Annotated in this window: 25 protein-coding genes and 3 riboswitches; of the genes, 7 read left to right on the top strand and 18 right to left on the bottom strand. The window is 46.2% G+C overall.

The features are described from left to right. Positions 1–33: 33 nt before the first annotated feature. The 18 genes from hypE to AAV90_RS04400 form a co-directional block, all read right to left on the bottom strand. Positions 34–1044: a hydrogenase expression/formation protein HypE gene (hypE, locus tag AAV90_RS04480; protein ID WP_046496292.1), complete on the bottom strand. Its 1011-nt coding sequence runs from the start codon at positions 1042–1044 to the stop codon at positions 34–36. Then, complete coding sequence (gene hypD / locus AAV90_RS04475) at positions 1045–2124, bottom strand: hydrogenase formation protein HypD (RefSeq protein ID WP_046496290.1); 1080 nt, start codon at positions 2122–2124, stop codon at positions 1045–1047. After that, positions 2117–2338, bottom strand: a complete 222-nt coding sequence (locus tag AAV90_RS04470; RefSeq protein WP_046496288.1) for a HypC/HybG/HupF family hydrogenase formation chaperone — start codon at positions 2336–2338, stop codon at positions 2117–2119. The genes hypD and AAV90_RS04470 overlap by 8 nt, the downstream gene beginning before the upstream one ends. Beyond that, the gene (gene hypF / locus AAV90_RS04465) at positions 2329–4608 is read right to left on the bottom strand and encodes a carbamoyltransferase HypF (protein WP_046496286.1); all 2280 of its coding nucleotides are present in this window, start codon (positions 4606–4608) and stop codon (positions 2329–2331) included. Before hypF ends, AAV90_RS04470 begins: the two co-directional genes overlap by 10 nt. A 222-nt stretch (positions 4609–4830) precedes the next feature. After that, a complete protein-coding gene (locus AAV90_RS04460; RefSeq protein ID WP_052729603.1) occupies positions 4831–5298 on the bottom strand; it encodes a HyaD/HybD family hydrogenase maturation endopeptidase in 468 nt (155 codons plus the stop codon). Positions 5299–5318: 20 nt separating this feature from the next. Then, entirely contained in the window at positions 5319–5960 is a 642-nt protein-coding gene (cybH, locus tag AAV90_RS04455; RefSeq protein WP_242847482.1) for a Ni/Fe-hydrogenase, b-type cytochrome subunit, read from the bottom strand. Between the two features lie 11 nt (positions 5961–5971). Continuing rightward, positions 5972–7306, bottom strand: a complete 1335-nt coding sequence (locus AAV90_RS04450) for a nickel-dependent hydrogenase large subunit (RefSeq protein ID WP_278279295.1) — start codon at positions 7304–7306, stop codon at positions 5972–5974. Continuing rightward, positions 7220–7411 carry a nickel-dependent hydrogenase large subunit gene (locus AAV90_RS15705; RefSeq protein WP_242847487.1) on the bottom strand — a complete coding sequence of 64 codons (192 nt, stop codon included), beginning with the start codon at positions 7409–7411 and terminating at the stop codon, positions 7220–7222. The genes AAV90_RS04450 and AAV90_RS15705 overlap by 87 nt, the downstream gene beginning before the upstream one ends. Next, the gene (locus AAV90_RS04445) at positions 7411–8469 is read right to left on the bottom strand and encodes a hydrogenase small subunit (RefSeq protein WP_046496284.1); all 1059 of its coding nucleotides are present in this window, start codon (positions 8467–8469) and stop codon (positions 7411–7413) included. Before AAV90_RS04445 ends, AAV90_RS15705 begins: the two co-directional genes overlap by 1 nt. 90 nt (positions 8470–8559) lie before the next feature. Further along, on the bottom strand, positions 8560–9225 hold the full coding sequence (hypB, locus tag AAV90_RS04440; RefSeq protein WP_046496282.1) for a hydrogenase nickel incorporation protein HypB: 666 nt from the start codon (positions 9223–9225) through the stop codon (positions 8560–8562). After that, positions 9225–9578, bottom strand: coding sequence for a hydrogenase maturation nickel metallochaperone HypA/HybF (locus AAV90_RS04435; RefSeq protein ID WP_052729602.1), 354 nt, complete (start codon positions 9576–9578; stop codon positions 9225–9227). The genes hypB and AAV90_RS04435 overlap by 1 nt, the downstream gene beginning before the upstream one ends. Before the next feature lie 123 nt (positions 9579–9701). Then, a riboswitch (molybdenum cofactor riboswitch) is annotated at positions 9702–9822 on the bottom strand. A 112-nt stretch (positions 9823–9934) separates the two neighbouring features. Further along, positions 9935–10056: riboswitch (molybdenum cofactor riboswitch) on the bottom strand. Positions 10057–10269: 213 nt separating this feature from the next. Next, positions 10270–11046, bottom strand: coding sequence for an energy-coupling factor ABC transporter ATP-binding protein (locus AAV90_RS04430; RefSeq protein WP_341363010.1), 777 nt, complete (start codon positions 11044–11046; stop codon positions 10270–10272). Between the two features lie 64 nt (positions 11047–11110). Next, on the bottom strand, positions 11111–11995 hold the full coding sequence (gene cbiQ / locus AAV90_RS04425) for a cobalt ECF transporter T component CbiQ (RefSeq protein WP_046496278.1): 885 nt from the start codon (positions 11993–11995) through the stop codon (positions 11111–11113). 26 nt (positions 11996–12021) lie between these two features. Beyond that, a complete protein-coding gene (locus tag AAV90_RS04420) occupies positions 12022–12336 on the bottom strand; it encodes a PDGLE domain-containing protein (RefSeq protein ID WP_046496276.1) in 315 nt (104 codons plus the stop codon). Further along, positions 12329–13051, bottom strand: a complete 723-nt coding sequence (gene cbiM, locus AAV90_RS04415) for a cobalt transporter CbiM (RefSeq protein WP_046496274.1) — start codon at positions 13049–13051, stop codon at positions 12329–12331. The genes AAV90_RS04420 and cbiM overlap by 8 nt, the downstream gene beginning before the upstream one ends. A gap of 323 nt (positions 13052–13374) precedes the next feature. Further along, on the bottom strand, positions 13375–14178 hold the full coding sequence (locus AAV90_RS15585) for a CooT family nickel-binding protein (RefSeq protein ID WP_076982605.1): 804 nt from the start codon (positions 14176–14178) through the stop codon (positions 13375–13377). A gap of 18 nt (positions 14179–14196) precedes the next feature. Further along, the gene (locus AAV90_RS04405; protein ID WP_052729601.1) at positions 14197–14784 is read right to left on the bottom strand and encodes an FmdE family protein; all 588 of its coding nucleotides are present in this window, start codon (positions 14782–14784) and stop codon (positions 14197–14199) included. 48 nt (positions 14785–14832) lie between these two features. Next, entirely contained in the window at positions 14833–15258 is a 426-nt protein-coding gene (locus tag AAV90_RS04400) for a DUF3842 family protein (RefSeq protein ID WP_046496272.1), read from the bottom strand. A gap of 315 nt (positions 15259–15573) precedes the next feature. Continuing rightward, a riboswitch (molybdenum cofactor riboswitch) is annotated at positions 15574–15695 on the top strand. Positions 15696–15934: 239 nt separating this feature from the next. On the opposite strand from AAV90_RS04400, the gene AAV90_RS04395 reads away from it, so the two are divergent. From AAV90_RS04395 to AAV90_RS04365, 7 genes are all read left to right on the top strand, one after another. Further along, entirely contained in the window at positions 15935–17104 is a 1170-nt protein-coding gene (locus tag AAV90_RS04395; protein ID WP_046496270.1) for a [FeFe] hydrogenase, group A, read from the top strand. Between the two features lie 15 nt (positions 17105–17119). Next, a complete protein-coding gene (locus tag AAV90_RS04390) occupies positions 17120–17479 on the top strand; it encodes an iron hydrogenase small subunit (protein ID WP_046496269.1) in 360 nt (119 codons plus the stop codon). An 11-nt stretch (positions 17480–17490) separates the two neighbouring features. Continuing rightward, on the top strand, positions 17491–18150 hold the full coding sequence (locus tag AAV90_RS04385) for a formate dehydrogenase subunit gamma (protein WP_046496267.1): 660 nt from the start codon (positions 17491–17493) through the stop codon (positions 18148–18150). Between the two features lie 201 nt (positions 18151–18351). After that, a complete protein-coding gene (locus tag AAV90_RS04380; RefSeq protein ID WP_046496264.1) occupies positions 18352–19299 on the top strand; it encodes a metal ABC transporter substrate-binding protein in 948 nt (315 codons plus the stop codon). Then, positions 19299–20096: a metal ABC transporter ATP-binding protein gene (locus AAV90_RS04375; RefSeq protein ID WP_046496262.1), complete on the top strand. Its 798-nt coding sequence runs from the start codon at positions 19299–19301 to the stop codon at positions 20094–20096. The genes AAV90_RS04380 and AAV90_RS04375 overlap by 1 nt, the downstream gene beginning before the upstream one ends. 2 nt (positions 20097–20098) lie before the next feature. Beyond that, positions 20099–20938, top strand: coding sequence for a metal ABC transporter permease (locus AAV90_RS04370; protein WP_046496260.1), 840 nt, complete (start codon positions 20099–20101; stop codon positions 20936–20938). A 14-nt stretch (positions 20939–20952) separates the two neighbouring features. Next, positions 20953–21378 (top strand): Fur family transcriptional regulator, encoded by a 426-nt coding sequence (locus AAV90_RS04365; RefSeq protein WP_046496258.1) that lies wholly within the window; start codon positions 20953–20955, stop codon positions 21376–21378. The last annotated feature ends 52 nt before the right edge of the window (positions 21379–21430 follow it).

Genomic DNA, 21430 nt, shown 5'->3' with positions numbered 1-21430 from the left:
AAATCTGTGTTATCTGTGTCTATTTTATCCGCTTTAACATATGCGGGGGATATGTTCACCTTCCAGTACTCCTAGGATGCGTTCGGCACCCAGTTCGGTTTCCACCAGTACCATTCCAGCTGGTTCTGGGCTAACCCTGCCAATAAGCGCCGCATTTTCTGTCTGGGACATTTTATGCAAATCGTTTAAAAAATCTTCGGCCGCCTCCGCGGCTACGAAAATCACCATTTTCCCCTCGTTAGCCATATAGAGAGGATCCATACCCAGCATATCACAGGCCCCTTGTACTGCAACCGAAACCGGAATATCTGCTTCCTTAACCCTGATTCCAACCCCGGCCTGAACTGCAATTTCATTTAATACGGTCGCCAGCCCACCCCGGGTCGGATCACGCATACATCTAATCGCATCTTGATATTTATCTATCATATCTTTTAGCTGGTAGAGAGGAGCACAATCACTTAGAACAGGGGTACTAAAGCTTAACCCTTCCCTTTGCGCCAAAATGGCCAGGCCATGATCCCCGATGTTGCCTGTGACAATTACCTTATCTCCCGAATTTATACGTTGAGGAAGATAATCGATCCCGGCGGGGATAATTCCAATCCCGGTAGTATTAATGAAAACACCATCGGCACTGCCTTTTTCCACTACTTTGGTATCCCCGGTCACCAGTTTGACACCAACTTGCCGAGCGGTTTCCGCCATGGAGGCAACGATTGACCTAAGATCCGATATGGGCAAGCCTTCCTCGATGATAAAGGCGGTCGACAGATAAAGCGGTTGAGCACCACAGGCCAAAAGATCATTAACCGTTCCGCAGATGGAAAGTTTGCCGATATCGCCCCCTGGGAAAAACAGTGGTGTGATTACAAAGGAATCGGTTGACATAGCCAGTTTCCCGGCCGGCAAATCCAGGATTGCCCCATCCAGCATTGGTTCCATAATATCGTTATTAAAAGCCTTTTTAAATATTTCGTCTATCAGACGCTGGCTCATTAGGCCGCCGCTGCCGTGTGCCAATAATATGCGGTCGTGTTTCATTTAGCTTCTTCCTTTCGCTGGTGTAAAACGATAATAGGCTGCACAGGAGCCTTCATGGGATACCATGCAGGGGCCCACCGGCTGCAAAGGTGTGCACCCCCGGCCAAAAAGCGGGCATTCTGCAGGCATGATCTTGCCCATCAGCACCTCACCACAGGCACAGCCTTTAATGGGAACTTCCTCCATCTCGGTAATATTAAATTTCTTGCGGGCATCCAGGTCAGCATATTCATCCCGCAATTTTAGACCGCTGTCGGGAATAACTCCCAAACCCCGCCAACGGGCTGGTACTGCCTCAAAAAATCTAGCGATAACTTCCCGGGCAACCGGATTGCCTTCCGGTTTCACTACGCGGCGATATTGTATTTCTGCTCGGGCTTGTCGTTTTTGTTTTTGTTTAATAAGCATATATATCCCTTCCAAAATGTCCAGGGTTTCAAAACCAGTTATTACACAGGGCCGGTTGTATTTCTGAGCCAGAATTTCATAGGGTTCTACACCGATAACGGCCGAAACATGTCCGGGACAAATCAAACCGTCAACCTGTATTTCCGGATCGGAAAAAATAAGCTCCAAGGCAGGCGGAACCATTTTGTGAACCGAGAAAACCGAAAAGTTTTTTACTCCTTCTTCCCGAGCTTGCTGCACGGTAAGGCCTACCGCCGGGGTAGTGGTTTCAAAGCCGATCCCCAGAAAAATCACTTCTTTTTGTGGATTCTCGCGGGCTATGCGTAAGGCGTCCAAAGGTGAATAAGCTACCCTTACATCCGACCCTTGGCTGCGTTCTTCCTGCAAACTGCTCCGGGTACCCGGAACCCGCATCATATCACCAAAGGTAACCAGGATGATATCCTCATTCTGCACCAATTCAATGATCGCATCTATATCCCCCTGAGAAGTTACACACACCGGACAGCCCGGGCCGGACAATAGTTTGATATGGGGAGGCAGGATCTGCCGCAGGCCGCTTTTGGCAATCGCCATGGTATGAGTACCGCAAACCTCCATTAAAGAAATGTTTTCATCTGCAGATAAAATTCCCTCTAAGAGATCCTGCTGATATTTTTTCCCGTTATTCATACTGCAGCATCTCCTCCAGGTATTGCATGGTTTCCAGAGCTATCGTCTCATCCACAACCTCCATGGCAAAACCGGCATGAATCAGTACATACTGGCCCAGCTCCGCCTCCGGGGTCAAGCGTATACTGATTTCAGTCTGGTTACCATTCACATCAACTACCGCCATGTAGTTTTCCTTTAAATCTATTATTTTTCCCGGTACCCCTAAACACATCCCCTATACACCTCGCTTGCTATTATGGCTTGCCCCAGCGAGATACCACCGTCCCCAGGCGGTACCTGCTGATGCAGATAAACCTTAAATCCCTCCTCCGTCAATGACTTATACAATCCATTGCTAAGAATCTGATTACAAAATACTCCCCCGCTTAAGACAACCCGGTTCAAACCGGTTTCATCCCTAAGTTTACAGAGAGTCTTAGTCCACATTTTCACGAGGGTTAAATGGAATTTCTGGGCGATACGTCCGGGCAGATAATTTCTTTTTATCTCAGCCAGCATTTCAGGCCACATCGGCAGCACATCCATTTGCCAGATTCCCTGCTCCGCATATAAATCAAAACCGTAATGACCTTTTTCGAAGGGATCTGCCCAGGCTTCCAATTCAGCAGCAGCCTGACCTTCATATTGATTTATACTACAGATTCCCAGGATGGCTCCTGCCGCATCGAACAATCGTCCGCACGAAGAAGTTCGCAGAACGTGAGCATTATTCATCAGGCAGGTCAGCATAATGTTTTTTTCTTCTGTCGCCAGCTGAGGTAAAAACTGCTCTGCTAAATCGAAAACTTCTTCTCCAAATGCCGCATATAGGTAAATTAAAGCCATGCGGTAAGGCTTTTTCGCATTTTGGTCTCCGCCTGGAAAAGGCACGTATTTATGCTGAGCCAAACGGGTAAAACCCGTATAATCAGCCCGGAGGATCTCTCCCCCCCATACGGCCCCATCCGTTCCCCAGCCAGTTCCGTCACAGATCAGCCCCAGGACTTCACCCTGCAGGTTATGCTCAGCCATAACGCTGGCTAGATGAGCAAAGTGGTGCTGCACTTCGATCAATTTTACCCCCGGCTGCATTTTAGCCCAGCGACTGGTCTGGTAGTTAGGATGCAGATCATGGGCTATTATTTCCGGTTCCACATAGAGCATCCGCTTAAAGCGTTCGATACCCCTTTGAAAGTTCATATAGTTGTTAAAATGATTTAAATCACCCCAATGCTGGCTCAAAAAAGCCTCCCCATTTCTGGTAAGGCAAAAAGTATTTTTCATCTCCCCCCCCACGGCTAGAATCGGCTTGGTTCCATCGTCTATCTTGATACCCCGGGGAACAAAACCGCGGGCCCGTCTAAAGAAAAGGGGAGTATCCAAAGAAGTAACCCGCAGAACGGAATCGTCACAGGGGTTATAGATATCCCGATTATGTACCAGAAAATAATCAGCAATCTGGCCTAGCTTGCCGATTGCTTCCTGATTGTCAATAATCAATGGCTCATCGCTGATATTGGCACTTGTCATAATCAATATTTCCAGATCCTGATCAAATAACAAGTAATGCAAAGGCGTATAGGGCAGCATTACCCCCAGGGTATTAAGTCCGGGATGGATAATATCCGAATTAAGCTGGTTTCCCTCCCGACATTTTAATACCACAATCGGTGCCTGCGGAGCCAGCAGCCATCTCTCCTCTGGGGGGCTTATGAGACAGTATTTATGGGCTGTTTCTACATCCTTGACCATAACCGCAAAAGGTTTGGCATCCCGCTGTTTACTCTTACGCAGACGGGCTACTGCTTTCGCATCACGTGCGTTAACGGCTAAGTGGAAACCGCCCAGTCCTTTTACAGCCACAATATATCCCGCCTTAAACAATTCCCGGACATCCTGGTTAATCTCCTGACCCTGTCGGTTTAAAAGGGAGATATGCGGGCCACAGACCGGACAGGCATTGGGTTGGGCATGGAAACGGCGATGGTTGGGGTTTTCGTATTCCCGCTGACATTCCGGACACATCGGAAAAGATGCCATAGTAGTCATAGACCGGTCATAAGGCAAATCTTTGATGATTGTAAAGCGCGGGCCACAGTTGGTACAGTTGATGAATGGGTAATGATAACGCCGATCCTCCCTGTTTAACACTTCACTTCTGCATTCCGCACAAACAGCTATATCGGGCGATATCATTGCCACCTTCTGCTCATGGTCATCACTGGCTTTAATTTTAAAATCAGTGAAGCCAGACCAATCCTGGGCATTAATATCCCAGCTGCGGATCAATGCCAAGGGCGGCGGTTCTTCCACCAGTCGGCGGGCAAACGTGTTAATTTGCTCGTCAGGCCCCTCTACCCGGATGAGCACACCCGCAGATGAGTTTAAAACCCACCCTTTAAGATCATATTCGCTGGCCAGACGATAGACGAAAGGTCTGAAGCCAACTCCCTGTACGATGCCATTTATCCTGATCTGATAGCTGCCATATTTTGTTTGCATTTTACCCCTGCTTTTAAATAGGTTAACTAGAAAATAAATTTTAAATAGACGCAGACCCCTTAATTATGAACGAAGTTCATATCAATAGTCCCCGTAGGGAAATTTTAGTTTTTAAGCAATACGCTATCGCCGCATCATCGCATATACTTTAAAACCTGGTTTTTTGAGCGGAAGCCCGGCCCCTTCAGTCCGTAACACAATTAAGCTATTTGCATGGAGTTGTTATACGGCCATAAGAGTATTTATTTCCTGCACAACAAGTTCAGTTAAGCGCGGCAGCTTTTCCGCCACTCTAGGACTCAATTCCATACCCCAGTCAATCACCTCTGGTTCTACTCCAAAAACTATAACGTTAGGGTAGTAGCCCAGAAGATTTACCATTCTGACTGCTTCAATAAAGTGCATCTGGTGCAAGGAGGTACAGTTTTCTTCGGGCCTTAAGCCCATTTCCTCCAGGGGAGCCCGGTACATGGTACCCGGCTCTCCCCCGGCCTGGATGGCATCGATAATAATAAGGTTATCTGCCTGACAGAAAAAGTCAACCAGATCGTAGCTATGGGTTCCCCCGTCAACGAGTTCGACCCAATCCGGTAGGTTCATTTCCATCAAACGGTTGACGGCATGAACTCCAACGCCTTCATCTTGCAAAATATAGTTACCGATTCCTACAACCATTATTTTGTTCTTCAAGGCTTATCCCCCTTGTTAGTTTAGGCACTGACACCTTCGTCAGCAGGAATTTCTTCATGAACCCCATGGTCAAAATCAGCCGGCAGTTTACCGGTAAACATCGATTTTAATACCGGAATTCCTTCGGAAATATCCAGGTAGACATGGGCCAGAACGGATAACAAGAACAACCAGGTCACCACATAGTGAACAACCCGGATAGCAATCATCCCGCCCAAAACACCGCCTAGCCAGGCAAAGGTAACCGGTTTGTAGAGTATAAATCCGGTAATAATCTGAATCAAGGCTAAAAACAGCCAACCGGTATACATCATTTTTTGCCCGGGATTGTACTTGCCGTAATAGGGATGGGTATCTGACATAAACAGGTAGTATTTGATCATACTCGGGAATTTAAGTGTATCTTCTTTTATGTTATAAACTATATTTTTGGCATCATCAGCTACAATAGCATAATATACCCTGCCTACTACTCCAAAGCACAACAAATAGGCCATAGCAAAATGGAGCATCCGGGGAGTATCCATATTGCTAAAAATCTTGAAACCATGCGGACTGTGGATATAGTATCCGGTCAGCATCAACAAGGTAATGGCTATCATATTGGTCCAGTGAAAGAACCTTATCCAGATAGAATGTCTAACTTCCATCTCTTTAACCACTTTCTCACCCCCTAATTAATCTGGAATTGACTGATCACCTTTTTATCGGGGGTCATAATATGAATGGCACATGCCAGACATGGGTCAAAGGATCTAATAACCCGAACCACTTCTAAAGGATTCTTTGTGTCTTTCACCGGTGTTCCGATCAATGCTTGTTCCATGGTACCCAATTGGCTTCGGTCATCGCGAGGAGACATATTCCAGGTACTTGGTACTATAGCGTTATAAACAGCGGTTCGCCCGTGTTCGATATGATTCCAGTGCCCCAAGGCACCCCGGGCAGCTTCTGTCAAACCTATCCCCTGGGCTGAGGAAGGTATCTTATGAGGGGTGGCAACCGGTTTGCCTGCTTCCAGTTTTAAAACCCAGTCTTTCATGGCATGAGCCACTTGTGAAGCCTCCACAGCCCGGGCAAAATGACGACCCATTACTGAGAAAGCTTTATCACCTAGTGCGACTACGTCCTTTTGCTTGGCTACTATGGCTCGGGCTAGCGGCCCTACTTCCATTACTTCGCCATTGTACCTGGGAGCCTTCAGGAAAGAATAGGCATCTTTCTTGTGGACATCCGGCTCGACTCTGGCCTGCTCAGGCGTGGCAGCAATGCCATCCTTAAACCAGGAGTATTTCACCTGCTCAGTAATCTTGTCAGGCTGCAGTTCCATGTATTGCCCACGCAGATATACACCAGCCGGAAAGAATTTTTTCTTCTTCAGGTGATCCATCCCCTCCTCCAGGGGAAAAGCACCATACGCCAGCATATTCATGCTGCCGCGGCCAATGTCAAAATAATCCGGGTATGCTCCCGCCACAGCCTTGACAGTGGGAATATAAACGTTGTCAATAAAATCAATTACCTCATTCAAGCGATCAACAAACTCGAAAATCTTCTGGGTATTAGGCACCTCAGTTACCCCACCCGGTACAATAGCTTGCTGATGCGGCATTTTCCCGCCCCACAAAGCTGTCATTTCATGGGCCTTGCGGCGTATGTTAAGAGCCAGCAAATAGTTGTCTACCGCTTGTTTATTAATATCATCGGGCAGACGATAATCCCCCTGGTAACGGGGTACGAAAGGAGGTACATCCGGACCCATGACATAATCAAGGGCAGCCAGATGGAAGAAATGTAAAACGTGCGACTGGATATAATTGGAGCCTAAAATCAGGTTTCTAATAATCCGACCATTGGGAGGCGGTTCGATACCAAAAGCGTTGTCCAAGGCCAGCGATCCCGCGCTGGCATGTCCTACCGGTCAAACGCCGCAGACGCGCTGCATGATCTGCATGGCGTCGCGAGGGTCACGACCACGCATAATCAGTTCCAATCCTCTAAAGAGCATACCGCTGGCGTGGGCGTCAACTACTGAGCCAGCTTCAACTTGGACTTCAACCTTAAGATGACCTTCTATTCTTGTTACAGGATCGATGACGACTCTTTCAGCCATTAGTTGTCACCTTCTTTCTCATTATTTTTGCCACCTATGCGGCCGGTCATTACGTTGCCAGCCAGATGTCCGCCGATACCCAGCACTGCAGCCGCTCCTAATACGCCGCCGATTTGGTCAACAGTAGCAGTCATAGCAGGACCTATAGGCATCTCAGGCATTCTTTCATAAATAGGCCAACCAGGAAATTGCGGTTCTGTGCAGGCTAAGCAGGGTGCCCCGGCACGTATGCACCAATTCACCCCACCGTTCCAAGGACGGGTACTGGAGTCGCAAAAAGCCATGGGGCCTTTGCAGCCTAATTCCAGCAGGCAACCCGGTTCGCCGAAGTTTTTGGCAAAAATAGCATTATCGAAATACTGGCGTCTTTCACAATTATCATGAATTATGTGGCTGAAAAACATCTTCGGACGCCCAAAGCTGTCCAACTCAGGTATGTCCTTATAAAGGAGTACGTGGGCAATCGTTCCCACCATCCAGTCGGGATGCGGAGGACATCCGGGCACGTTAACGATCGGAACGTTTTTGACGACATCACCCACCGCCTTGCATCCGGTTGGGTTAGGTGGGGTAGCCGGCAGTCCGCCATAGGCCGAACAGGTTCCGAAATTCAAAATAGCTGCGGCCTGGCTGCCCAGCTCCTTTACCATATCCAGGAAGGTAATATGCTGGCCGTTGCGTTCTCCTACCATACAATACATTCCGTCAGCACCGGTAGGAACAGCACCTTCAACCACCAGGAAATACTTTTTGGGATTGTCCCGGGCGGTCTTAAATATACCTTCGTTAACAGCCAGATCCCCGGAGGCTGCAGAAAGATTAGGATGATAACGAACACTGATAGTATTAAGCAATACTTCCTTGATATCCGGGTGAACAGTGTTTAATAGAGAAATTGAACATCCTGTACAGCTAGCCCCCTGAATCCAGATAACCGGCGGAGCTCCCGCCTCGACCGCTTGAGCCAAATACGGTGCCAGCAATCCGGACATGGATATAGCTGCCGCTGACCCAGCGCAGAGCTTAACAAAGTCGCGTCGACTTAGTTTGGTAGGCATTTAAAACATTCCCCCCCAATAAAATTAATAAGAATTTACTACCCTCGGGATTTAACGTTTAAAATTAATTCTGCTTCTTCAAACCCCTTTTCAATCCTTAATCCCTCTCGTCCTCACCTCCCCTAATAACCACTCATTCCATTCTTTGATTCCCTGGCCGGTACGACCGGAAACTAAAAATACGGGAGCCGTTGGATTAATCTGGGCCAGATCTTCTCTGAACCTTTCCAAACTAAAATCTGTATAAGGTAAAAGGTCTATTTTGTTCAGCAAAATGACCCGGGCCTCACGGAAAATTAGCGGGTATTTTAATGGTTTATCATTGCCTTCGGTAGTACTGATGACGACTGCCTTGAAATCCTCCCCCAGATCGAATTCAGCCGGACATACCAGGTTGCCGACATTCTCAATAAATAGCAAATCCAAATCATCACCGGGAAGCTCTGCAAAAGCCTTGCCTACCATCCCTGCATCCAGGTGGCAGGCACCTTCCGTATTAATCTGGATTACCCGCACCCCTTTTTGTTCGATCCGCCGGGCATCCTGATCGGTATAAAGGTCTCCTTCAATAACCCCAATTTTCAGCCGGTCACCCAAATATTCAATGGTTTTCTCTAAAAGCGTTGTTTTACCAGAACCCGGAGAACTCATCAGGTTAATTACCAGCAAACCCTGACTCTGAAAAACACCCCGGTTTTTCCTGGCCAGCATTTCATTGGCTCCTAATAGATTGCTTTCCAAACGAACTTGTACCATCAGTTTTCGTCCCCTTCATAGTAATCCAAATACAGTTCCCGACCCTGGACTATTTCCAACCGGATTGATCCGCAACTGGAACAAACAAAATGGAAACCATCTTCAATGGTAGTTCTCTGCTGGCATTGCTGGCAGAGACATATTATATCTTTTTCTTCGATTTCCAAAACCGCCCCTTGAAATAGTTCCTCAACTCCCGCCAAAGCATCAAAGGCAAATCGCAGACTGTCGGGCAGGGCCATGGAAAATTTGCCCACTACCAACTTTAAATGTTTAACCCGTTTGATATTGTTCTGGGCGGCACTATCTTTTACTATTTCCATAACGCCTTCCATTAGAGATAACTCATGCATCCAAAACATCCTTTTTGAAAAATCCGGTTATTTTCAAATACCTAAAGGCCAAAAAACCCAGCCAAGAAATGCTGGGTTTTCAAAAACATGCAATAAGTATCCTTCCTGGATACACTTATGCCGTGTCCGACCTCAACATCTTCTTTTCACAATGGAAGGCTCATTCGTTTCCCAATGAACCCTTAGGCCTGATCATCATAGCGTTCATCGCCGTAGACTATCAAACTCGAAGATTTTTATCTTTATACATATGTAATATGTCTTATCCCATCCATAAAAAAAGCCCAGCCTAGAAATGCTGGGCAGCAATGCGCACATTGATAAGCCTGTATCTTTCATAGATACGCTTATTCGTTGCCTAACCTCAAGCATCTCCTTTTCACAATGGAAGGCTCATTCGTTTCCCAATGAACCCTTAGACCTGGTCATCATAGCATTCATTGCCGATAGAATCGCAGGCTCGGAGAATAGAACAGGAGCTTTTTTGGGCAATATCAAAGTTTACATTCTATGCGGAATAGCTAAAATCCTGCAGAAAAATATTATATTTTTTTTATTACATAATGCCCCTCATAGCAAGATGTAGTAATTAAAAAGCCATTTTCAATTATATGATTTAGAAAAAGTAAACATAACGGGGATTTAGAAATATCCAAGGTAATTCTCTCCGCAATCTGCGCATTTACAAATCTTAACCATGTGTATAACGATGTCTATGTTCTTTAGCATCATGCACATGATGGTATTCGTCAATCAGGTTTACCGACATTAGCAATTGACTGTCTGCCAGAGCTTGGTGGCAGGGGCCATCGTATACCAGCCGATGGTCTTCCGACAATACCAGAGCCCGTTTTGAGATGGCATGCGCCAGATCCAGATTGTGGGTAGACGTAATAATCGTACGACCGCGTTTATTTAACTCCAGCAACAACTCAATCAGCCAGCGTTGGGTTTTGGGATCTAACCCGTTGGTAGGCTCATCCAGAATTAAAACCTCTGGATTAAGAATCAGAGCAGAAGCAACGGCGACTTTTTTTTTCTCTCCTCCGCTCAGGCGATAGGGGGAACGGTCGGCGAGGTTTTTTAGATTAAGCATCGTCAATACATCCTCGACCCTGGCCCTGACTTCTTCTTTACTTAAGCCGAGCTGGTACGGGCCAAAGGCTATTTCATCCCATACCCGGGAATTAAATAACTGGGCATCAGAGTTTTGAAAAATAAATCCTATACGGCGGTGAAATTTTTGCGCAATGCGATTATCTTCCAGCAAATCTTCCGTAATTTTCTGACCAAAAGCCCAAAAACTACCTTTAGACGGATAAGCCAAACCGCAGAGTATTTTTAACAGCGTAGATTTGCCTGAACCATTGGCCCCTAGGATACAAACACTCTCCCCGGATGATATCTTCAGGCTAAAATCGTCAAACAAGTATTCGTAACCGTCATAACTAAATGATACGCAATCCAACTCTAAGATTGTACCGGCCAGAATAAGCCCCCCGATAGCAAGCTGATATTATTAACACAGCTTATCATATTTGCGCCATCAGATCCAGACGGGGAAATTCACACGGCTGGTTTGCAGTTATTTCACCCGTATAACCCCGGGCACACATCGCCTGATAGACCTCCTCGGCAAGCGTCATGCTACGGGCAAAAAGGGAGGCGATGGAGGAACCTATTTGCGCTCGTTGCCATTTGGCCGGTATATCTCCTACAGTACGCAGCCTGCGAGCCTCAAACATTTCCATCGAAACAGATAAGAGCACGATTATATACCTATAAGTCATTTCAATAATCATTATAAATAGCGGTGGTATTCGCAGCAAACGCAAGGAATTAAAAATATCTGCCACCGGTGTAGTCATAACCAGTATGACCCCCAGGGATAAAGAATTCCCCACTCTTAAAAAAAGGAAGGTTACGGCCAGGACTCCCTCTTGACTGACAAACAGTACGGTTGGCCAGGTAATACCCAGCCAGTTATCGGCCCGGGCTGATTGATAAAGCGTTACCAAAGGGGTGCCATCAACGAATACGTTGAGGGTCATGGGCAAGGTAAAAAGCAAGGTAATCAAGGGAATAAAGCCCCAGATACGTTTTTGCAGAACCCATACCGGTAAACGAGACATTCGCATAAATACTAAAGTGACCAGCCAAAGTAGCAGCAAAAAAGATATCTGTCGGCACAAACTGGCCGCCAGTATTAGCAGGATCATTGCCAGCAGTTTTATACCAGGTTTAAGCCGTTGCAACAATCCAGCCTGTCTGGCAAAACGCTCGGTTTGCAAATCCTCACATATTACTGAGCGCATATTGCGAATACTCTTAGTTAGATAATTGCTGGAGCGGCCTTTAGCCAAGGTTACGGGAGGATCGATGTCATATTCGTCAATCATCCACTCAGGAAGCAGCATGTATTTCTTCCCTTTCTTTCTTTTCCCTAGTCCTTAACGATTTTGGCGAGCAGGCTCAGAATTGCTATAACCAAAGCCGCTCCTACTACAGCCGATAATATGTAGCCGCCCGCAGATTGAACCAAAGTGGCATCCAGACCAGGTATGGCATAATCCGGCAGGGGACTTCTGGTCCAAAAGTCAGCTAGTTTCTCTAGTCCGGCCGGGATAAAACCCACCTCTTCCATCAACTCATCCAAACCCCATTCCCCAAATGCAGTTCCGGTTGCAATCAATCCCAGTGGTGAGAGAACAATTAATACACCCAGTACCAGCCACAACTTGCGAAAACTCTTAAACATGCTTGCCAACCCCCCAATCATCTAACCTGCCGCCAATTTCCATACGTTCCGCCATAATAGCCGGATAGTTTTTCCCCACAAACCATACCCCCAGGGCTGTTACCAGACCTTCAACCGGCCCGGCCAGGATCAAGTGTTCACTCATCATAGCGGCTACTGCCACCTTAAGAGGAACCGGGAAATATAGCGGCATGCCATTGGCTGCCTGGAATAAGTGGTATTGGGAGCCGAATTCTACTGCCGTTATTAACGCCGCAGCATTTAAGCCTAGATATCCAGCCATGAAAGCAGCTATCAGGGAACGGGTTGACAGGGATTCGGCCTGGCCTTTTATAAGCCGGTATACATAATAACCGACCATAGGCATAACAAATCCCATGTTAAAGCAATTGGCTCCGATAGCCAGTACCCCGCCGTCCCCAAAAATCAGGGCTTGTATTATAAGGGCCACGGACACACCTATGCAGGCGGCCCAAGGCCCTAACAGAATTGCCAGTAATACCGCCCCCACCGCATGTGCGGAACTGCCGCCAGGTATCGGCAGATTAAACATCATAATCGTAAATGAAAAAGCTGCCCCGATAGCTAATACGGGCACTTCCTTTTTTTTCAGCGTTTTTTGCACCTTTTTGACCGCTATACCCCAAACCGGGATCATAAGCGCAACAAAAGGAATAGCTGTCTGTGGACTTAAATAACCATCCGGAATATGCATCTAAATACCTCCCCCTTTTTTGTAAACAAACCTGCCGCAACAGCACAAAACACTTCCCTCAACCGAAAATAAAAAACCATGAAAAGCTCAACCTATCTATGACGGGTTAATACCTTCATGGTACACGTTATATATTGTATATAAATTAATCTGACATTCGGTAAATAGGGAATAAATCCAACGTTGCGCCTTCATGGTGCTAATTAAACGAAATATTCAACAGTTACTCTGTTTTTCCTGCTTAAAATTATAAAAATAGTTGTTTTTTGGTTATAATTAATCCCCGTAATATAATTTTTCTCATTAAATTTCCGCACCGGTTTTTAAAAACTCTTAACGAGTGTATAAGTACTGCTGATATTGTTTTCTTGAACTGTAAAAAGGTAATTTCCTCGGGCGGTCAGAAAAATCTTGGCGCGACCGTCTTCGTTCGTGGTTAAGCGATGTGGATATTCTCGGTTCTTGGTGCTGGCATAAGTTACTTTCACATTAGCTCCCGGCAGAGGCTGACCATCCTTTAGAACCTGGATTTCATAGTTTTCTCCCATACGGGCATGGCTGTAATCTACAGGTATTATTTCCAGCGGCAACCCCAGCGGCTTAAGGCCATGATGATGATGGTGCCCGATCTCCATTACTACCTTGGCATAAAGTTCTTTCGCGCCGCTTTCCTTAACATAAATCTGCAAAAGTCCATCGGCTTCCTGACCCAGATTAATTTCCAGGTTTTCATGATGCTCTTTAATTTGCACCTCACTGACTAATCCATCGTTGGCCACAAAGGCCTTGAGTTCATCAAAGGATGCTTTGCAGTCAGGTTTCATATTGTAGCCTTTAAAAAGCTCTAACCTTACTTCCTCACCGCCGTGAAAATGACCATGGTCGGTCATTGGTTCCAGCCAAATTTCCTGGCTATAATCACTTAAAACTGGATTTCGAACTTCTTCGAGAATGATACGATGATGCACCAGTTCCATTTCCCGAATACGGGCTTTTACCACCTTGCGTTCCCCGAAAATACTCTCCAGAAATATAGTGCCATCTTCGCCCGGGATGATCCGATCCACACTCTCCAAAAGGAGTTCTTCCTTACCTTCCCGGTCTATATAGACATTAGATTCACACATTAAGCTCTACCTCCTTCTTTAAGACAAGCAGGTCGGGCAAATAAAACCGTGGGGGGTTTCGGTAGCCCTGCTATCCATAACCCCTTCCCCGCAAACCGCGCACTGCAGCGTAGCACGTATCTGAGCCCGGGGGGGGAAATCGAAATCAATTTCCTGCCAGCTGAATATTTCTTCAAAAGGCGTACTCATGATTTTCTCAAATATAATTCCAATCAGGTTCTCTTTTTCCGCTGTCTCAGCATCAGTCAGATACTCCTTTTGAGCAAGCTCACGATAGCGCATGGATTCAGGGCTTTTTTGATTATTGTATCTCTGAGCAATGCGCAGCGCGCGTTGTTTTTCCCGGCTGGCAATAGTGTATACATTCTTGCCGTAATCTTTAAATATCAGATTTCCTTTGCCGAACGTACAGCTTAGTATCGCCTGTATGGCATCGACTCCGCAGGAATCCGTTTCTACCACAGCCAGCAATTCCTCATCAGCAGCCTGGCTAATTCCTAATTTTTCTTGGGCAAATTCGGCCACCCTTACGCCCATCAATAAACCCGGGCATATATGACCGTGAAATTGAATAGCCATTTCCAATGGCGGCATATTCTTGCACAAAACAATTACCACCCTTCTTGTACATTCTTGGAGTTTCACTATAGTCAATTAAATTTCATTATACGTTTCCAGCAGTTCACGTACTTTTTGCACCAGATGATCAACCTGTATAGGCAAAGATTCGCCTATTGTCCCGGTTATCTGTATCCCTGAGCGGTTTAAAGGGATCAAGACCTTAACCGCATCTGCCGTAGCAATAGCTTCTGCCATTCGGGCGGTAAGCTCCCCGGCAAAAGAGTTGGCCGCAATTATGGATACTGAGCCGGTTATACAGTCCACCTTACCTGCGTTAAAAATGACGGCATTTTCACCGCTGGCCCCCTCATTGGCCCCCGCTTTTAACATAACCGAACTAGCTACCGCATTGGTTCCCAAGCCGATTATCTGAATGCCTGTTCCCATTTCCTGACGCAGCTTTTCAACGATAAGTCGTCCGATCCCTCCCCCCTGTCCATCAACCACCGCGATCCTCAAATCATCCCCTCCATTCTTTTTGCCAACCGTATAGCCTGGTGTAGTTTTTACCTGTTTTGTTTTTGGATGGGTTCTACGTTCAGAATAATACTATCAGCATTTGTTGGCAACTGCTTGTCAGCATATATATTTGATGATAAACTAACATCAAATAATTAATCTTTTAATATGGGCCAGTATCCACCTTTATAACACCTGAAAATCAGTAGGAATTGCTTTTATAAATCAAATACAGCCATACCTTATTATAGCCTGCGTAGATGCAGACGGGCTATCCGCTAATTTATCCATGAAGGATACAGGGGGCAGACAACAGCATATACTATGCTCCGAGCCGGTTAATCTAAGGCGTATAACGTTATGATTTTCTGGCCATTAGGGTTCGACAGGAAACTTGCGGGCCTTCCAGGGTGAAAAGGGGATGCTCATATGGATACACTGCTTAGCGTAGCTAGGTTGCAAGTATTGTAAATTAATGGCCGGCATTTCTTTGCCGGTCATTTTTTTATAAAATGCCGCTGCAGAAGCCTTTTGATAGCCTGTCCGGATATTTTTAAGGGTGCGCTTAAGGCAAATGTGAGGAGGTGAAAATGCGGACGCTACTCTTAGCAATCAATTGGGATTATTTTAAATGGGAATGGTTTTTCTTAGGAAGTATATGGAGGAGGGAAATGGTTTGAGCACAGCTACATTGGCAAATACAGGGATAATACAGGTAACTAAAAAGTGTAAGTCCTGTGATCATTGTACGTCTATTTGCCCAACCGGTGCTATTCATGGGAAGCTGGGACAAAAACATCATATCGATCCCAAACTATGTATTAATTGCGGACAATGTTTGATTAATTGCCCGTTCGGGGCGATAACTGACACCAGCATGGTAAAAGAGGTCAAAAAGGCCCTGGCAGACCCCAGCAAATATGTTGTGGTTCAGGAAGCCCCGGCAGTCAGAGTGGCTTTAGGGGAAGAATTTGGCATGGATCCCGGCACCAATGTGAAGGGAAAAATGTACGCTTCTTTACGCAAGCTGGGGTTTGATAAAGTCTACGATACGGAATTTGCTGCCGACCTGACAATTATGGAGGAAGGCACTGAATTAATCCACCGGGTTTTTAAGGCGGTTGGCGCTCCCGGTTACGAATCCAGCGGCCCTCTGCCCCAATTTACATCCTGCTGCCCGGCCTGGATAAAATACGCAGAAGATCACTATCCGGCTATTCTACCCAATCTATCATCAGCTAAATCCCCGCAGCAGATGTTTGGCGCTGTAGCCAAGACCTATGTGGCTGAAAAGCTGGGAGTCAAACCGGCAGATATGGTTTCAGTTTCGGTTATGCCCTGTACGGCTAAAAAATACGAATGTAACCGGCCGGAAATGATAGCCAGCGGATATCAGGATGTTGATTATGTAATAACTACCCGCGAACTGGCAGATATGATCAAAGAAAAGGGCATAGACTTTAACAGTCTCCCCAATGAAGAAGCCGATCGCCTGGTGGGAGCTTCTACCGGTGCTGCCACTATCTTTGGGGTAACCGGCGGGGTCATGGAAGCTGCTTTGCGGACGGCCTATGAACTGCTCAGCGGCCAATCACTGGGGAAAGTCGAATTCAAATCCGTACGCGGCCAAAAACCTATTCGCGAAGCAACTGTAGAGATCCCTATTAAAGATCTGGGAACTACGTTACCGGTAAAAGTATGTGTCGTTACCGGAACCAAATATGTAGGACGGGTAATTGAGGATGTTCTGGCCGGACGTAGCTCATACCACTTTATCGAAGTGATGAACTGTCCGGGCGGTTGCATAAATGGCGGCGGGCAGCCTATACGCCGCGATATGTATTAAGAGAGGGGGATGTAAATGAGTATTTTTAGAGAAAAAGGCACCTTCACCCGCAGGCAGTTTTTCAAAGGCTCGGGCATGCTGGCAGCAACCATCGTAATAAGCGGCGTTTTCGCTAAATTTGGTTACGATGCCTGGGCAGCCAGCGATGCATACATAGAAAAACGTATCAGTGGTCTTTATACCCTGGATGAAAAAATGGCGATCAGAAAATCTCATCAGAATCCAGAAATACTGCAAATTTACAAGGATTTTCTGTCTCCGGGAGAAGTTAAGCCTGTAAGTGAAAAAGCTCATCATCTCCTGCACACCAAATACGGCCAGGACATTCCTGAATTGATCAAAGAACTGCATGCTCACCAGCATGACGCCGCGTAGGAGGGATTTATATGAGCGAAGTAAGAGGGAAAGTTCTAAAACACGGCGAACAAACGCGCACCATGCACTGGGTGCACCTGGTAGCATTTATCATTCTGGCCCTGACCGGGATAGGTTTCTATTTTAATATCGGGTTTATTAACAATATGTTCGGCGGGGGCGCTAATGCCTCCATGGTTCATCGTTGGGCGGGAGTCGTATTCGTTGTCGGTCCGGCATTATATATCCTGTTAAACTTCGAACGCTTTGCCCGTTTCGTTGATACTATTACCACCATTACCAAGGACGATATCGGCTGGCTGAAAACCATGGGAGGCTATATTCCTTTTTTGAAAGGTGAAGTTCCTCCTCAGGATAAATACAATGCCGGCCAGAAAATGCTGGGCCTCATTATTATAATTGGCTGTCTCCTGCTTATCCTGACCGGATTTCCCATGTGGCTTTGGCGGGCTGTAGTTCCACCTGCTTTCCTGGCCTTTTGCTACAGTGTTCATTTCTGGGTAGCAGCTATTTTAATACTGGCTGTGTGCGGTCATTTCTTCCTGGCCGCCATTCACCCCAAATCCAGGGTTGAATTTGCTTCCATGATGATCGATGGGTATATTGATGCTGAAATCAGTGCCCACCATAACGAAAAATGGTTTAATACTCTGGAGGAAGTGAAGGAATAAGGGAGTTTAATAACACCCGCTTATTATTAATACTACTATATAATTTTATTACCCATACTTCATTCAGTAGAAAAAGAAGCTGTCCCCAAAAGGGGCAGCTTCTTTTTCTACTGAAATCGGAATTTGCTTGACATTAATAAATGAATGTATAAAAATAAGCGTTAATAGGAATGATTACTGATAAAAAAGGGAGGCACTACCTTGAATCTAATTTCAAAACATCCCCTCCAACGCTGTTGGGCACTCTTAATTATTTTCTGTCTGTTGCTTTTTAGCGGCTGCAACCTTAAATCCAGCCCCAACTCAGCTAATGCTCCTCAGAAGGACAAAAAGACCATCGTAACCTCTTTTTACCCGATGTATATCATGGCTTTGAACATAACCGCCGGTATCCCCGAAATTGAGTTAGTCAATCTGACCGGCCCCCAGACCGGATGTTTGCATGATTATCAATTAACCCCGAATAACGTAAAAACCCTGCAAAAAGCGGATTTTTTTATCGTTAATGGAGCCGGGGCGGAGAGCTTTTTGGATAAAACTATCCAACAACAGCCGCAGCTTAAAATAATAACGGCCAGCCAAGGTATCCAGCTTATGGAGAGCCATGAACATGAACATGAACATGGACACGGCGAAGAAATGGGCAATCCTCACGTTTGGGTCAGCATAGACGGTGCTATTAAAGAAGTAAATAATATAGCCACCCAATTAGCTGATCTGGATCCGGATCGGGCTGCTCAATACCGCAAAAATGCTGCGGTCTATACCGCCAAACTGGAGAATCTGCAGCAGGATATGCACCGTGAACTAGATGGGATTGATAATCGTAACATTGTGACCTTCCATGAAGCCTTTCCCTATTTTGCTAAGGAATTTAACCTTAATGTTGTGGCCGTGGTACAGCGCGAGCCTGGTTCTGATCCCAGTCCCGCCGAACTGGCTGAAACGATTCAACTGGTACGCAAATCCCAGGCAAAGGCTCTGTTTACCGAACCCCAATACCCAACCGGAGCAGCGCAGGCAATCGCCCGGGATACAGGGGCTAAAATCTATATACTCGATCCAGCCGTAAACGGGCCCGATGATCCGGATGCTTATTTGCAGATTATGCGTAAGAATCTAAAAACCTTGACTGAGGCACTTCGCTAATGGCTGCCCCGAACTCCTGTAAAGCAACTGAGAACCCTGCCTGTGGTTTATGTTGCACGAAAATTAATAACTTTGCAGTAAATTTGGCCGATACCGTTATCCTGCAGGATGTCAATCTACACATCCACTGCGGGGAATTAACAGCTATAATTGGCCCCAATGGGGCTGGCAAAAGTACTTTGTTAAAAGCTATCCTGGGAGAAATACCGCACCAGGGTGAATTAAGATTTCTGGATGCCGCCAATCGCAGTACATCTGCACCGCTGGTTGGTTATGTTCCTCAACATTTGGATTTTGATCCCGGTGCACCGATTAGTGTAATGGATCTATTCGGAGCCAGCACCTCCCGCTGGCCCGTATGCTGGTCACATCGTCAGGCTCAGCGGTTAAATTGTCAGACGGCCCTTAAGCGTGTACAAGCCAGCCATCTCCTGGACAGACGCCTGGGCAAACTTTCGGGAGGCGAACTGCAGCGGGTATTGTTGGCACTGGCTCTAACCCCCATTCCTGACCTGCTGCTTCTGGACGAACCGGTATCAGGGGTTGATCAACGCGGTATGGAAATCTTCTATGAAATGGTTTCCGATCTGCGCCACCGCTACGATCTTTCCATAATTCTGGTATCCCATGATTTAAACCTCATGGCTCGTTATGCGGATCGTATTGTCTATCTAAATAAAACCGTAATCTGTAGCGGTACACCGGCGGAGGTATTTAATAATGATCAGGTAATTAAGGAATTTGGCAAAATAGAGCTATGTCCCCTAGATGTCGACCACTCCGGGAAAGGAGACTGACCATGGCCGCATACTATGCTTGGGCACAAAACCTGCTTCCTTTCCAATGGGCTCAATATTCTTTTATGTTAAACGCACTCCTGGCGGTTTTCCTGGTAAGTCCGCTCTTTGGTATACTGGGTACTATGGTAGTCAATAATAAAATGGCCTTTTTCTCTGATGCCATCGGCCATTCTGCTCTGACTGGGATTGCCATCGGAGTATTGCTGGGAATGCGGGATCCCTTAGCTGCCATGTTAGCATTTTCGGTATTGCTGGCGATTGGTATTTCTCTGGTGAAAGCCCACGGCAAATCTTCGCCTGATACCGTAATAGGGGTATTTTCCTCTACCGCGGTTGCCCTGGGAATCGTTATCCTGTCACGGGGAGGCGGATTTGCCAGATATTCCAATTTCCTAATAGGTGATCTGTTAAGCATTACCGTACAAGAGATTTTAATGCTCTTAATCGTTTTAATCATCGTTTTGCTTTTTTGGGCCAGATTCTTCAATCAACTGCTTTTAGTAAGCGTCAATCCTTCCCTGGCCGGCAGCCGGGGAATAAAGGTACTGTATATAGAGATAATCTTCAGCGTCATTATGGCCATAGTCGTAACCATATCCATACAATGGGTTGGTATCTTGATTATCAATTCCCTGTTAATATTGCCTGCTGCTGCAGCCCGCAATATTGCCGGCAATATGCGCCAGTATCATGTAATAGCGGTATTGATTGCCATCATCTCTGGATTAACCGGTTTAATCCTATCCTATTACTGGGGTACGGCTACCGGTGCTACCATCGTGCTGTGTGCCAGCTTGTTTTATGTTTTAACCCTGTGGGGATACGCAAAATTTAACTAAAAGGAGCAATTTATGTGCCAGGTGATCATAAACCCAAAACAGCAAATGGAAAAATTGTCCGCTCCACGAAACAACGGCAAGCTATTTTGGATATATTGACCAAGCAACAATCACATCTATCAGCCGAAGAAATTTACCAGGCCGTAAAAATAACGCAGCCTAGAATCAGCCTGGGCACTGTTTATCGTAACCTGGAGATACTGACTGAATTGGGCAGCATATATAGAAACAGCTTCGCAGACGGCAAAGCCCGTTATGAGTCGGCCACAATAGGGCATCACCACCACTTGGTCTGCATTAATTGCCAGGATATTGAAAACCTGACTGCCTGTCCGATGGCCCAAGACATAGGAAACCTGGCTCAAAGCCACGATTTTGAACCCCTGGAACATTACTTTGAGGTTTACGGCTACTGCGGAAAGTGCAGACGGAAAGATTAGTAAGAAAGCTGACGCAGTTTTAGTAGGCACAAATAAAACTGACCCTTCCGGC

Source organism: Syntrophomonas zehnderi OL-4 (genome assembly GCF_000983115.1).
Classification (GTDB): domain Bacteria; phylum Bacillota; class Syntrophomonadia; order Syntrophomonadales; family Syntrophomonadaceae; genus Syntrophomonas_B; species Syntrophomonas_B zehnderi.
Note: the sequence above shows the minus strand (reverse complement) of the source record. Positions and strands in the feature narration are given on the sequence as shown.

Coding starts and splice junctions, on each gene's coding strand:
- hypE (WP_046496292.1), bottom strand. CDS start 1,044: ATGAAACACGACCGCATATTATTGGCACACGGCAGCGGCGGCCTAATG.
- hypD (WP_046496290.1), bottom strand. CDS start 2,124: ATGAATAACGGGAAAAAATATCAGCAGGATCTCTTAGAGGGAATTTTA.
- AAV90_RS04470 (WP_046496288.1), bottom strand. CDS start 2,338: ATGTGTTTAGGGGTACCGGGAAAAATAATAGATTTAAAGGAAAACTAC.
- hypF (WP_046496286.1), bottom strand. CDS start 4,608: ATGCAAACAAAATATGGCAGCTATCAGATCAGGATAAATGGCATCGTA.
- AAV90_RS15705 (WP_242847487.1), bottom strand. CDS start 7,411: ATGGCTGAAAGAGTCGTCATCGATCCTGTAACAAGAATAGAAGGTCAT.
- AAV90_RS04445 (WP_046496284.1), bottom strand. CDS start 8,469: ATGCCTACCAAACTAAGTCGACGCGACTTTGTTAAGCTCTGCGCTGGG.
- hypB (WP_046496282.1), bottom strand. CDS start 9,225: ATGGTACAAGTTCGTTTGGAAAGCAATCTATTAGGAGCCAATGAAATG.
- AAV90_RS04435 (WP_052729602.1), bottom strand. CDS start 9,578: ATGCATGAGTTATCTCTAATGGAAGGCGTTATGGAAATAGTAAAAGAT.
- cbiQ (WP_046496278.1), bottom strand. CDS start 11,995: ATGCTGCTTCCTGAGTGGATGATTGACGAATATGACATCGATCCTCCC.
- AAV90_RS04420 (WP_046496276.1), bottom strand. CDS start 12,336: ATGTTTAAGAGTTTTCGCAAGTTGTGGCTGGTACTGGGTGTATTAATT.
- cbiM (WP_046496274.1), bottom strand. CDS start 13,051: ATGCATATTCCGGATGGTTATTTAAGTCCACAGACAGCTATTCCTTTT.
- AAV90_RS15585 (WP_076982605.1), bottom strand. CDS start 14,178: ATGTGTGAATCTAATGTCTATATAGACCGGGAAGGTAAGGAAGAACTC.
- AAV90_RS04390 (WP_046496269.1), top strand. CDS start 17,120: ATGAGTATTTTTAGAGAAAAAGGCACCTTCACCCGCAGGCAGTTTTTC.
- AAV90_RS04385 (WP_046496267.1), top strand. CDS start 17,491: ATGAGCGAAGTAAGAGGGAAAGTTCTAAAACACGGCGAACAAACGCGC.
- AAV90_RS04375 (WP_046496262.1), top strand. CDS start 19,299: ATGGCTGCCCCGAACTCCTGTAAAGCAACTGAGAACCCTGCCTGTGGT.
- AAV90_RS04370 (WP_046496260.1), top strand. CDS start 20,099: ATGGCCGCATACTATGCTTGGGCACAAAACCTGCTTCCTTTCCAATGG.